At 64.1% G+C, this 11,809-nt stretch carries 12 protein-coding genes; 10 read left to right on the forward strand and 2 right to left on the reverse strand.

Features of this window, described 5'->3' with window-relative positions; genetic code table 11:
- Positions 1-32: 32 nt before the first annotated feature.
- On the reverse strand, positions 33-2,156 hold the full coding sequence (locus GWQ44_RS03445; protein ID WP_275926637.1) for a TonB-dependent receptor: 2,124 nt from the start codon (positions 2,154-2,156) through the stop codon (positions 33-35).
- Between the two features lie 195 nt (positions 2,157-2,351).
- Here GWQ44_RS03445 and GWQ44_RS03450 point away from each other — a divergent pair, with 195 nt between their 5' ends.
- The 10 genes from GWQ44_RS03450 (at position 2,352) to GWQ44_RS03495 (ending at position 10,916) form a co-directional block, all read left to right on the forward strand.
- Positions 2,352-3,377, forward strand: a complete 1,026-nt coding sequence (locus tag GWQ44_RS03450) for an NAD(P)H-dependent glycerol-3-phosphate dehydrogenase (protein WP_016965784.1) — start codon at positions 2,352-2,354, stop codon at positions 3,375-3,377.
- A gap of 18 nt (positions 3,378-3,395) precedes the next feature.
- The gene (locus GWQ44_RS03455) at positions 3,396-3,743 is read left to right on the forward strand and encodes a DUF4389 domain-containing protein (RefSeq protein WP_016965783.1); all 348 of its coding nucleotides are present in this window, start codon (positions 3,396-3,398) and stop codon (positions 3,741-3,743) included.
- Complete coding sequence (gene sixA, locus GWQ44_RS03460) at positions 3,740-4,189, forward strand: phosphohistidine phosphatase SixA (protein WP_275926638.1); 450 nt, start codon at positions 3,740-3,742, stop codon at positions 4,187-4,189. Before GWQ44_RS03455 ends, sixA begins: the two co-directional genes overlap by 4 nt.
- Positions 4,190-4,361: 172 nt before the next feature.
- Complete coding sequence (locus GWQ44_RS03465) at positions 4,362-6,029, forward strand: AMP-binding protein (RefSeq protein WP_275926639.1); 1,668 nt, start codon at positions 4,362-4,364, stop codon at positions 6,027-6,029.
- Between the two features lie 33 nt (positions 6,030-6,062).
- Positions 6,063-6,506, forward strand: coding sequence for a hotdog fold thioesterase (locus GWQ44_RS03470; RefSeq protein ID WP_047302765.1), 444 nt, complete (start codon positions 6,063-6,065; stop codon positions 6,504-6,506).
- Between the two features lie 114 nt (positions 6,507-6,620).
- Positions 6,621-7,421, forward strand: a complete 801-nt coding sequence (locus tag GWQ44_RS03475; RefSeq protein WP_275926640.1) for an alpha/beta hydrolase — start codon at positions 6,621-6,623, stop codon at positions 7,419-7,421.
- Entirely contained in the window at positions 7,418-8,272 is an 855-nt protein-coding gene (locus GWQ44_RS03480; protein WP_047302767.1) for an alpha/beta hydrolase, read from the forward strand. The genes GWQ44_RS03475 and GWQ44_RS03480 overlap by 4 nt, the downstream gene beginning before the upstream one ends.
- Before the next feature lie 50 nt (positions 8,273-8,322).
- On the forward strand, positions 8,323-8,982 hold the full coding sequence (locus GWQ44_RS03485; RefSeq protein WP_047302769.1) for a glutathione S-transferase N-terminal domain-containing protein: 660 nt from the start codon (positions 8,323-8,325) through the stop codon (positions 8,980-8,982).
- A gap of 8 nt (positions 8,983-8,990) precedes the next feature.
- Positions 8,991-9,794 (forward strand): DUF4892 domain-containing protein, encoded by an 804-nt coding sequence (locus GWQ44_RS03490; RefSeq protein WP_042941099.1) that lies wholly within the window; start codon positions 8,991-8,993, stop codon positions 9,792-9,794.
- A 69-nt stretch (positions 9,795-9,863) separates the two neighbouring features.
- On the forward strand, positions 9,864-10,916 hold the full coding sequence (locus GWQ44_RS03495) for an AI-2E family transporter (protein WP_047302773.1): 1,053 nt from the start codon (positions 9,864-9,866) through the stop codon (positions 10,914-10,916).
- A 40-nt stretch (positions 10,917-10,956) separates the two neighbouring features.
- Here GWQ44_RS03495 and xopAW read toward each other — a convergent pair whose 3' ends face one another.
- Entirely contained in the window at positions 10,957-11,799 is an 843-nt protein-coding gene (xopAW, locus tag GWQ44_RS03500; RefSeq protein WP_275926641.1) for a XopAW family type III secretion system calcium-binding effector, read from the reverse strand.
- Positions 11,800-11,809: the final 10 nt, after the last annotated feature.

The following is an 11,809-nucleotide window of genomic DNA, read 5'->3' on the forward strand; positions in this document are numbered from 1 at the left end:
CCAAGGCCCCCGAGGGCCGCTGCCGGGCCACGCTAGAACTCCAGCTCGGCGCTGAAATAGACCACGTGCCGCGAGTCGTAGCGGTTGTCGGCGAAGGTGCTGGGCTGGTGGTCGAGTCGTTGCTGCAGCGTGCCCGCCAGTTCCAGGTTGGCCTTGCCCAGGGCCAGGCGCTTGGCGAGGCGGGTGTCGATCCGTTCGAAGCGGTAGCCGTTGAGGGCGCTGTCGCCATAGTAGAAGAGCGCGCTGGACCAGCCCTGGCCCCATTGGCGCAGCCAGCCGGCGGAGCCGCTGTTGCTGGCGGTCAGGCGCTGGTCCAGGCGGTTGCTGGCTTGGGCGTGGACATAGGCGTAGGTCAGGCGCAGGCGGTCGGCGCGGCTCAATTGCCAGTCCAGCTGGCTTTCGCTGCCGGAGAAGCGTGATGAATTGCTGTTGCTGGCGATGTATTGGTTGTTGCGCAGCGGCTCGCTGATCATGCCGCTGATCTCGTCGTAGAACAGCTTGATGTCGAGGTTCAGGGCCTGGTCGACGAAGTAGCCGTTGTAGCCCAGTTCGCGGGAGCGCATGTGTTCCTGATCGAGGTTGCCCGGACCGCGGGTCCTGACGAAGTACTGGGCGCTGCTCTGGCCGTAGACCGGGCTGCTCAGGCCGGTGACCCGGTAGCTCCAGTTGACGTTGTTCTCGAACATGTCCGGGGAGCGGATGGCTTCCGAATACACCGCCCGCAGCCCGTGGCGCGGGTTGATCAGGTAGTTGACGGCGATCCGTGGCGTCAGCGAGTTACCGGTCAGCTGGGTGTCTTCGTACATAGCCCCGCCCTGGATCAGCCAGTGTTCGCTGGCTCGCCATTCCAGCTGGCCGAACAGGCGCCAGGTGGTGTCGTCGAGGGTGCCGTTGAAATAGGTTTCGGAGTCGGCCCGGTCGTAACGATAGTTCATGCCGCTGACCAGCCGCAGGTTATCGCTGAGGCTCAGGGTGTCCTGCAATTCAAGGTCGTAGCGGGTTTCGCGGGTGCTCTGGTCGATGTTGCCGCAGACGGTATCCTTGCCTCCGCCGGTTTGCCATTGGTTGATGACTTGGTTGGCCAACGCTTGTTCCGTCGTGGTTCCACTGGGCGCTCCACTCAAGTAATCGGGCATGTGGCGCGCCAGGCGCTCGGCGTAATTCGGGTTGATTTGCCACAGGCGGGTCAGTTCGGGGCTGAAGGAAATCGCCGCGTCGCAGGCACGCCAGGTCTGCTGGCGATCCCAGTGTTGGGCCGAGCCCTGGATATAAAGGCTGTGCTGCGCATTGAGCTCCAGGTTCCAGCGCAGTGAACCGGCGTAGTCCTTGGCGATCACATCGGAGTCTTTGCCTTGTTGGGTCACGCCGTAGAACACCGGCTTATAGGTATAAGGCCGCTGGTTGGTGCCTTCCTTGGCATTCAACTGCCAATCGATGCTCTGCTGTTCGTCGAGCATCTGGCTCACCGACAGGCTGAAGCGGTTCAAGCGCTTGCTGTCGCGGTAGTCGGCGCCCAGGCGATTGTGGTCGAAGCCGTCATCTTCCTGTCCGGACAGCGACAGGCGCAGGTCGCCGGTTTCCCAGCCCGTGCCCTGGCTGGCGTACCAGTCGCTGATGCCGCGCTGGCCCCGGGTCACCTTGAACCGGGTGCCGTGGCTGTTGGCCGGTGCGCGGGTGATGATGTTGACCACCGCCATCAGCGCGTTGGCGCCGTAGCTGACGGTGTTGGGGCCGCGAAACACCTCGATGCGTTCGATGTCCTCCATGGCCACCGGAATGTCGCTCCAGTCCACCGTGGCCAGGCCCGCGCGATACACCGAGCGTCCGTCGATCAGCACCTGCATGCGCCGGGCTTCGCTGGCGTTGGTGCCGTGGTAGTTGACCGTGGCCTGGTTGCCGCTGATGGCGCCGACCATCATCCCCGGCACCAGGCGCAGCAGCTCGCTGATGTCCCGGGCGCCGCTGGCCCTGATCAGTTCGTTGTCGAGCACGGTCATGCTGCCCGGCACGGCGGCGGGGGATTGTTTCAGGCGCGTGGCGGTCAACACCTCGGGCAGTGCGCTGCCGTCGAGAAACAGATCGTCGGCCAGCGCCGGGTGGCCGAACAGCATGCCCAGCAGCAATGACAGACGCAGAGGTGAGGGACCAACGGACACGGCACAGCCTTGAATCTTGAAAGGTGGCGCGCATGTTAACCGAGATAGTCGAGTTTTCCAGTCGATAAGCCCGACATTCCCCGAATGACTGCGCGTGTTCCCGACAGGTTGCCTGAATGGCCGGTGGGGCTGGTGGTGACAAAAGCGCCCCGTATAATGCCGCCATCGCCACTGCTATGGATAAACGGATTGCATATGACACAACAGCGCCCTATTGCGGTCCTGGGAGGCGGAAGTTTTGGTACCGCCGTGGCCAATCTGCTGGCCGAAAACGGTCACCCGGTGCGGCAATGGATGCGCGATCCCGAGCAGGCCGAGGCCATTCGGGTCAATCGCGAGAATCCGCGCTATCTCAAGGGCATCAAGATTCATCCGGCGGTGGAGCCGGTCACCGACCTGCTGGCCACCCTGAATGACTGTGACCTGTGCTTCGTCGCCTTGCCTTCCAGCGCCCTGCGCTCGGTGCTGGCGCCCCACGCGCAGCTGCTGAGCGGCAAGCTGCTGGTCAGCCTGACCAAGGGCATCGAGGCCCAGACCTTCAAGCTGATGAGCGAGATCCTCGAGGACATTGCCCCGGCGGCGCGCATTGGCGTGCTTTCGGGCCCCAACCTGGCCCGGGAAGTGGCCGAGCATGCGCTGACCGCCACCGTGGTCGCCAGTGAAGACGAAGAGCTGTGCCAGCGGGTCCAGGCGGCGTTGCACGGGCGCACGTTCCGCGTCTATGCCAGTGCCGACCGCTTTGGCGTCGAGCTGGGCGGGGCGCTGAAGAACGTCTACGCGATCATCGCCGGCATGGCGGTGGCCCTGGGCATGGGGGAAAACACCAAGAGCATGCTGATTACCCGTGCCTTGGCGGAGATGACCCGTTTTGCCGTCAGCCAGGGCGCCAATCCCATGACCTTCCTCGGCCTGGCCGGGGTCGGCGACCTGATCGTAACCTGTTCCTCGCCCAAGAGCCGCAACTACCAGGTGGGCTTTGCCCTGGGCCAGGGCCTGAGTCTGGAGGACGCGGTGACCCGTCTGGGCGAGGTAGCGGAGGGCGTCAACACCCTCAAGGTGCTCAAGGCCAAGGCCCAGGAACTGGGGGTCTATATGCCGCTGGTAGCCGGCCTGCATGCGATTCTGTTCGAAGGGCGGACGCTGAATCAGGTGATCGAGCTCTTGATGCGTGGCGAGCCGAAAACCGACGTCGACTTTATCTCCACCAGCGGATTCAACTGAGTAGCACAGGAGCCAGACATGAACGATACGAATTCCGAAGCCAAATACGAATCCATCCTCCTGCGTGTGCTGTGGATGCTGGTGTTCGTGATGGTGTGGCAGGTGGCGCAGTTTCTCCTGGGCGCCCTGGTCCTGGTGCAGTTGATCTACCGCTTGATCTACGGTGCACCGAATGCCGGGCTGATGAACTTTGGCGACAGCCTGAGCCAGTTCCTGGCGCAGATCGGTCGGTTCGGCAGCTTCCACTCCGAGCAGAAACCCTGGCCGTTCGCCGATTGGCCAACGCCTCGGGCTCCTGAAGGGGAGGCCCCTCACAGCGTGCCGCCGGCGCCGCACCCGGTGCGTGATGAGGAGCCCAAGCTGTGAAGCTGTGGGTGTTGCGTCATGGCCAGGCCGAGTCCCATGCGGCCAGCGATGACCAGCGCAACCTTACGGCCCACGGTCGCCAGGAAGTGCTGGGCAGCGCCGCGCAGCTGATTGGCCAGCCCATCAGCGCGATCATCGCCAGCCCTTATGTACGGGCCCAGCAAACGGCGCAACTGGTGCGTCAGGCCCTGGGTTTTGAAGGCGAGATCCGCACCGTGCCCTGGTTGACGCCGGAGGCCAACCCGTTGCAGGTGCTGGAGCACCTGAACAGTGCGGACAACCTGCTGCTGGTCAGCCACCAACCTTTGGTCGGCAACCTGATCGGCCTGCTGCAGCACGGTCATCTGCGTGATCCCCAGCCCATGAATACCGCCAGCCTGGCGGAGCTGGAAGGCGACTGGCCGCTGGCGGGGCTGATGACCCTAAAGAGCCTCAAGCACCCCTAGAGCGCCTCGGCGGCCAGGCGGTTCCTGGCCGCCGCAGGTTCATCGGGGTGACCGACATCCGGTGGTGCGGCGCTACATTTCTTAACTTGCAGCCCTCCTTTGTGCGTGGAATAGTCGACCGAGCAAGTGCTTGGTTGGTGTCGCGAACAGAATAAAAACAAAGGAGCGAGTCATGGCTGCTGCTTTTCGTTTGCCGCTGCAAGTGTTCTACGAGCGTGAAGCTCGTCATCCCCAGCAACTTTTCCTGGTTCAGCCCAGCGCCGGAGGGCAGGTGCAGGAGCTGAGCTGGTTCGATGTCGGCCAGCAGGCCCGTCGCGCCGCCCAATGGCTGCGCGAGCGCCAGTTGCCTCCCGGCAGTCATATCGCAATCATCGGCAAGAATTCCGCGCACTGGATCATCAGCGACCTGGCGATCTGGATGGCCGGGCATGTGTCGGTGCCGCTGTATCCCAACCTCACAGCCGATTCGGTGGCCCAGGTACTGGAGCATTCCGAGTCGGCCCTGGTGTTCATCGGCAAGCTCGATGACTGGCCGGGCATGGCTCCGGGGATCAGGCCCGGCTTGCCCACCGTGCGCCTGCCGCTGGCCCCCGAAGGCACTTTCGACTGCACCTGGGACGATCTGCAAGGCTGTCAGCCGTTGGCTGATAGCCCGAGTCCGCCGGCCGATCAGTTGGCCACCATCATCTACACCTCCGGCACCACGGGCCTGCCCAAGGGGGTGATGCACAGCTTCGGCAATCTGGGTTTTGCCGCCACTCACGGGACACAACTCTTCGGCCTGGGCCCGGGGGATCGGCTGCTGTCCTATCTGCCGCTGTGTCATGTGGCCGAGCGCATGTTTGTCGAGATGGCGGCGATCTATACCGGGCAGACCGTGTTCTTCGCCGAGAGCCTGGATACCTTCCTGGCTGACCTGCGGCGGGCCCGGCCCACGGCGTTGTTTGGCGTGCCGCGAATCTGGACCAAGTTCCAGATGGGGGTCTACAGCAAGGTGCCGGCCAGGCGCCTGGACTTTCTCTTGAGCTTGCCGCTGATCGGCAAGCGCGTCGGTCACAAGGTGCTTGCCGGGCTTGGGCTGGACGCGTTGCGTGTGGCTTTGTCGGGGGCGGCGCCGGTGCCCCAGGCGCTGTTGCACTGGTATCGCCGGCTGGGCCTGGACGTACTGGAGGTCTACGGCATGACCGAGAGTTGCGGCTATTCCCATATCGGGCGCTCCGGGGAGCAGGTGCCGGGCTGGATCGGCCGGCCCTGTCCCGGGGTAGAAGTGCGTATCGATGAGACGGGGGAGGTCCAGGTGCGCAGCGGGGCGACCATGCAGGGCTACTACAAGGACCCGCAGAAAACCGCCGAGACCATCACCGAGGACGGTTTTCTGCGCACCGGCGACAAGGGCGAACAGGACGCGGCCGGCAACCTGCGCTTGACCGGCCGGCTCAAGGAAATCTTCAAGACCAGCAAGGGCAAGTACGTGGCCCCGGCACCCATCGAAAATCGCCTGGCGGTGCATGCCCATATCGAGCAGGTGTGTGTGGTGGGAGACGGCCTGAGCGCTCCTCTGGGGTTGTGCGTGCTGTCGGCGGCGGGCTGGCAGGCCGCCGCGGGCAGTGCCCGGGAAGGTTTGCACAGCAGCCTGGAAAGCCTGCTGGCTCAGGTCAATGGCAACCTGGACAAACACGAGCGCCTGCACCGGCTAGTGGTCGTCAAGGACAACTGGGCGGTGGAGAACGGCTTTCTGACCCCGACCCTGAAGATCAAGCGCAATGTGATCGAGGCCACCTATGGCGCCAGTTTTCAGAGCTGGAGCGAGCGCAGCGAAGCCGTGCTGTGGCAGGATTGATCGACAAAAAAACCACCCAGAAGGGAAGCAGCGATGAGCCTATGGCGTACCACTCCGAACATCGAGCAATTGAACGCGGCACAGAAGAACACCATCGGCGAAGTGCTGGATATTCGCTTCGAGTCATTTGATGAGCAGTCGCTGACCGCAAGCATGGTCATCGACCATCGCACTCACCAGCCCTACGGGTTGCTGCATGGCGGAGCCTCGGTGGTGCTGGCGGAAACCGTCGGCTCCATGGCCAGCTACCTGTGTATCGATGCCAGCAAGTTCTATTGCGTGGGCCTGGAGATCAACGCCAACCACCTGCGGGGCTTGCGCAGCGGCCGGGTGACGGCGGTGGCCAGGGCCATTCATATCGGGCGCACCACCCATGTCTGGGATATCCGCTTGAGCAGCGACGAAGGCAAGGCCAGCTGTATTTCGCGCCTGACCATGGCCGTGGTGCCTCTGGGGCAAACGCCGCCGGCACAATGAGTCAGCGCGCCATAGGCTGGGCCTGGGTGTCAGTATTCCTGTCCGTTACGGTCATTGCCCTGGTGCAAGGGCCTGCGGACAATCGGTGTTGGTTTGGTGGATGGATAGGTCGGTATGTCGCAACAGGTGTTTTTCGCTCACGCCAATGGGTTTCCCTCCGGCACCTACGGCAAGCTGTTTGCCGCCCTGGCGCCGGAGTTCGAGGTGGCTCATTTGCAGCAGCACGCCCATGACCCGCGCTTTCCGGTGGACGATAACTGGCGCAGCCTGGTGGACGAATTGATTCACCACCTGCAACAGCAGGCGCAGCCGGTGTGGGGCGTCGGGCATTCCCTGGGGGGCGTGCTGCACCTGCACGCCGCCCTGCGTTGTCCGCAGTTGTATCGGGGAGTGGTCATGCTCGATTCGCCGGTGCTGACCCGGGCCGACCAATGGGTGATCCGTGCGGCCAAGCGTTTTGGCTTCATCGATCGCCTGACTCCGGCCGGGCGGACCCTGGGCCGTCGCGAGGAGTTTACCGATCTCGAATCGGCGCGCAGCTACTTCGCCCGCAAGAGCCTGTTCCGCGCCTTCGACCCTGATTGCCTGGATGCCTACCTGCAGCACGGCCTGCAACCGGTGGGCGACAGGTTGCGCCTGCGCTTCGACCCGGCGACCGAAATCAGCATCTATCGCGGCGTACCGCACACCAGCCCCGGCAGTGCTCGCCAGCTCCAGGTGCCCCTGGCCGTGGTGCGCGGCCAGCAGAGCCGGGTGGTGATGCGGCATCACACCAGTGCCGTGGGGCGCATGCCTCTGGGCGAGTCCCTGACCATGCCCGGCGGCCACATGTTTCCCCTTGAGCGGCCTGAAGCCACCGCCACCCTGCTCAAGGAACTCTTCACCCGCTGGGAACAGCGCCGGAGCTGTGCATGAGCCAGGTTGTCGAGGAAGTTCGCCTGAACCTGCCCCACATCGAGCTGGCGGCCCATCTGTTCGGGCCCGAGGACGGCGTGCCGGTCATCGCCCTGCATGGCTGGCTGGACAACGCCAACAGCTTCGCCCGGCTGGCGCCCAAGCTCAAAGGCCTGCGCATCGTGGCCCTGGACATGGCCGGCCACGGGCATTCCGGGCACCGCCCGCCGGGCGCGGGTTATGCCCTGTGGGATTACGTCTACGACGTGCTGCAGGTGGCGGAACAGCTGGGCTGGAAGCGCTTTGCCCTGATGGGCCACTCGTTGGGGGCAATCGTGTCCCTGGTGCTGACGGCGGCGCTGCCGGAGCGTGTCAGCCATCTGGCCCTGATCGACGGCGTGATTCCGCCGACCGCCAGCGCCGCAGGTGCCGCCGAACGGCTGGGCATGGCCTTGCAGGCGCAGCTGGACTTGCAGGACAAGCGCAAGCCGGTCTACAGCACGCTGGAACGGGCCATCGAAGCTCGGATGAAGGGGCTGGTGGCGGTCAGTCGCGAGGCCGCCGAGCTGCTGGCTGTGCGTGGGCTGATGCCGGTGCCCGGTGGCTATACCTGGCGCAGCGACAGTCGCCTGACCCTGCCGTCGCCGCTGCGTCTGACCGAGGAGCAGGCCATGTCCTTCGTCGAGCGGGTCAGTTGCCCGACGCAGCTGGTGGTGGCTGCCGACGGCATGCTGGCCCGGCACGAGTCGCTGCTGCAGCGTCTACCCTTTAGCCGGGAACAGCTGCCGGGCGGCCACCATCTGCACCTCAACGACGAGGCCGGTGCAAGCTCTGTCGCAGACTGTTTCAATCGGTTTTTCGCCGTTCCTTGACTTGACGGGGTCAACTGTCGAGGCTGGGCGGGTTGAAATGGGAGACAACCATGATAGATCTGTACACCGCTGCGACCCCCAATGGCCACAAGGTTTCCATCCTGCTTGAAGAACTCGGATTGCCCTACACGGTGCATGCCTTGAGTTTCGACAAGCGCGAGCAAAAGGCGCCGGCGTTTCTGAAGATCAATCCCAATGGGCGTATTCCGGCCATCGTCGATCGAGACAATGGCGATTTTCCCGTATTCGAATCCGGCGCGATCCTGGTGTATCTGGCCGAGCGCAGTGGCCAACTGCTGCCCACCGATGCCAAGGGCCGCTCGATCGTCATGCAGTGGCTGATGTTCCAGATGGGCGGCATCGGGCCCATGCAGGGCCAGGCCAACGTGTTCTTCCGCTATTTTCCGGAAAAGCTCCAGGGCGCCATCGATCGCTATCAGCATGAAACTCGACGCCTGTATGAAGTCCTCGACACCCGCCTGCAACAGGTCGAGTACCTGGGCGGGGACTACAGCATTGCCGACATCGCCACCTTCCCCTGGGTGCGCGGTCATGAGTGGTCCGGTGTTTCGGTACAGGGCTTGCCGGCCCTGCAACGCTGGATGGCGGCCCTGGAGGCCCGGCCTGCGGTCCAGCGTGGCTTGCAGGTTCCGCAACGCAGTGACGACGCCAGCGTCGTCAAGGGTGCCCAGGCCATGCTTATCCGATGAGAGTTTCCATGCGTTCAATCAGTGTTCTGGGCTTGTCCTTGCTAAGCACCCTGGCCCTTGCCGCCGATCTGCCCGGCAGCCATGACCTGCCCCTGGTGCCCCGTCTGACCGATGCACAAATCGTCGACTACCGCCCGCAAGTGGAGCAGGAGCGTGTCTACCCGCTGGGCTCGATCCGCAGAATCAGCGGCCAACTGCGCTTTGACGGTCAGGTCAATGCCCGGGGCAAGCTCACGGCCATCACCTACCAATTGCCCGCCGAACGCACTTCCAACGAAGCCTTTACCCTGGCTCGCGAAGCCTTGCAGAAGCAGGGCGCAGAGCTGCTGTTCTGGTGCCAGGCCCGGGATTGTGGCGAGAGCAGCCTGTGGGCCAATGAAGTGTTCGGCAACGCCAAGCTGTTTGGCGCCGACGAGCAGCAGGCCTATCTGCTGTTGCGCCTGGCGGCGCCCCAGGACAACTCCCTGGTAGCCCTGTACAGCATTACCCGGGGTAACCGCCGGGCCTACCTGCACGTGGAACAGTTCGACGCCAGCGCTGCCCTGGGTGACTTGTTGCCCACTTCGGCGACCCTGCTGCGGCAATTGAAGGACACGGGCAAGCTGGATCTGCCCAAGCTGACCGATCCCCAGCCCGTCTGGCTCAACCTGCTCTCCCGCGGGCTGAACCTGGACACCACGCTGCGGGTCAGCCTGTCCGGTCAGCAGGCCGAAGCCTGGCGCCAGGCCCTGATTGGCCAGGGCGTGCTGGCGACGCGCATGGAAACCGGCGACACCCAAGTGGCCGGGCTGCACTTCGAACTGCTGCGTTAAGCTGTTTCAGGCGGCCTGCACTCGCGGGTTCGCCTACTCTTCTCCGTTTACCCTTGTGCGAGACATTTCATGCCCAATAACGATCGCCTGCTGGTGCAGATTCTGCTCCTGGTGTTGTTTGGTGCCAGCTTCTGGGTGATGGCGCCTTTCTGGTCGGCGCTGTTCTGGGGCGCGGTGCTGGCCTTTGCCAGCTGGCCGCTGATGCGTTTGCTGACCCGCTGGCTCAATGGCCGCGAGTCCCTGGCAGCGGCCCTGCTGACCCTGGGCTGGATGCTCCTGGTGGCGGCGCCGCTGGTCTGGCTCGGGCTCAACCTGGCCGACCACGTGCGCGATGCCACGGCCTTTATCAAGGACGTGCAAGTCGACGGCCTGCCGGAGGCGCCGGCCTGGCTGGGCAGCCTGCCATTGGTGGGGGAGCGCCTGGTCGGACTGTGGAACAGCATCGATCAACAGGGCGCGGCGCTGATGCTGGCCGTCAAGCCCTATCTGGGGCAGGTGGGCAACTGGCTGCTGGCCCGCAGCGCACAGATCGGCGGCGGTATTCTCGAACTGACCCTGAGCATTGTCTTCGTGTTTTTCTTCTACCGTGACGGTCCGCGCCTGGCGTTGTTCGTGCACAAATTGCTGGAGCGGCTGATCGGCGATCGGGCCGGCTACTACATCGATCTGGTCGCCGGCACCGTGCAGCGGGTGGTCAACGGGGTGATCGGCACCGCTGCGGCCCAGGGCCTGCTGGCGCTGATCGGCTTTCTGATTGCCGGTGTGCCAGGAGCGCTGGTGCTGGGGATCGTCACCTTCCTGCTCAGCCTGATTCCCATGGGGCCGCCCCTGGTGTGGATTCCGGCCACGGCCTGGCTGGCCTGGAAGGGCGAATACGGCATGGCGGTGTTTCTGGGGATCTGGGGCACCTTCATCATCAGCGGCGTCGACAACGTGCTCAAACCCTACCTGATCAGTCGCGGCGGCAACCTACCCCTGGTGATTGTGCTGCTCGGGGTGTTCGGCGGTCTGATCGCCTTTGGCTTTATCGGTCTGTTTATCGGGCCGACCCTGCTGGCGGTGGCCTACAGCCTGCTGCTGGACTGGAGCGCCAGTCAGGCCCGGACCCAGGAGCCGCGCTAAGGCGCGGCTTGCCGCTCTACCAAGGAGCGGCAAGCGTCCATCAGGCGGCGACGTTGACGCTGTTGCCGACGCTGCTGGCAGGGTTCAGCTGATACTGCTTGTTGAGGTTGGCGATCATCTTGCCCAGGGCTTGGGCCAGGTTGGCCTGCGGGTTCTGAGTCGCGCTGTCCTGGTTGCGTCCGGCTTGCAGCGCGGCCTTGAGTTCATCGCTGCTGATGCCGCCGCTGCTGTCGCTGTCGAGTATTTTCAGCAATGCCGAACTGGTGTCGTTGCTGGCTGAGTTCTGGTCGCCGGACTGCAGGGCGCTGCTCAGCTCGTCGGCACTGATGCTGGCGTTGCCGTCGCTGTCGAGCTGGCCGAACAGTTGCTCGCCGGAGAGCTGTTGCGGGGGCGGAGGCGGCGTCAGGCTGGCGGCCAGTTCGTCTGCACTGATGTTGCCATCCTGGTTCTTGTCCAGGGCCGAGAAGAGTTGCTTGCTGTCTGCACTGCTACCGGTACTGCTCAAGCCGCTGCTCAGTTCGTCGCTGTTGATGACGCCGTCGCCGTCGCTGTCCAGAGCGCTGAGCAGGGCGTCCGCCAGTTCGGTGCCGGGCGCCTGGCCGTGATGCGCCGGTGGTGCCATGGCGGCCATTTCATCGCTGCTCAGTCTGCCGCTGCCATCGCTGTCCAGTTCGCTGAAGTTCTTGCTCAGGCTGACCAGGACACCCTTGTCGCCTTTTTGCGACAGAGCGTTGTTCAACTCGTCCTGGTTCACCGCGCCGTCGCCATTGCTATCGAGCTTGGCGAACAGTTCCTTCTGCAACTGTTGGCCGCGGCTGGTGCTGGAGGCGCTGCTGCTGGAGCTGTAATAGCTCGAATAGTTGCTGCTGACACTACCAATCATGGGATTTGCT

The sequence above is a fragment of the Pseudomonas sp. 3MA1 genome, assembly GCF_029237275.1.
Taxonomy (GTDB): Bacteria; Pseudomonadota; Gammaproteobacteria; order Pseudomonadales; family Pseudomonadaceae; genus Aquipseudomonas; species Aquipseudomonas fluorescens_AP.

Bases quoted from the DNA above. Each gene is read 5' to 3' on its own strand.
- GWQ44_RS03450 (WP_016965784.1), top strand. From the start codon at position 2,352: ATGACACAACAGCGCCCTATTGCGGTCCTGGGAGGCGGAAGTTTTGGT.
- GWQ44_RS03455 (WP_016965783.1), top strand. From the start codon at position 3,396: ATGAACGATACGAATTCCGAAGCCAAATACGAATCCATCCTCCTGCGT.
- GWQ44_RS03465 (WP_275926639.1), top strand. From the start codon at position 4,362: ATGGCTGCTGCTTTTCGTTTGCCGCTGCAAGTGTTCTACGAGCGTGAA.
- GWQ44_RS03470 (WP_047302765.1), top strand. From the start codon at position 6,063: ATGAGCCTATGGCGTACCACTCCGAACATCGAGCAATTGAACGCGGCA.
- GWQ44_RS03475 (WP_275926640.1), top strand. From the start codon at position 6,621: ATGTCGCAACAGGTGTTTTTCGCTCACGCCAATGGGTTTCCCTCCGGC.
- GWQ44_RS03480 (WP_047302767.1), top strand. From the start codon at position 7,418: ATGAGCCAGGTTGTCGAGGAAGTTCGCCTGAACCTGCCCCACATCGAG.
- GWQ44_RS03485 (WP_047302769.1), top strand. From the start codon at position 8,323: ATGATAGATCTGTACACCGCTGCGACCCCCAATGGCCACAAGGTTTCC.
- GWQ44_RS03490 (WP_042941099.1), top strand. From the start codon at position 8,991: ATGCGTTCAATCAGTGTTCTGGGCTTGTCCTTGCTAAGCACCCTGGCC.
- GWQ44_RS03495 (WP_047302773.1), top strand. From the start codon at position 9,864: ATGCCCAATAACGATCGCCTGCTGGTGCAGATTCTGCTCCTGGTGTTG.
- xopAW (WP_275926641.1), bottom strand. From the start codon at position 11,799: ATGATTGGTAGTGTCAGCAGCAACTATTCGAGCTATTACAGCTCCAGC.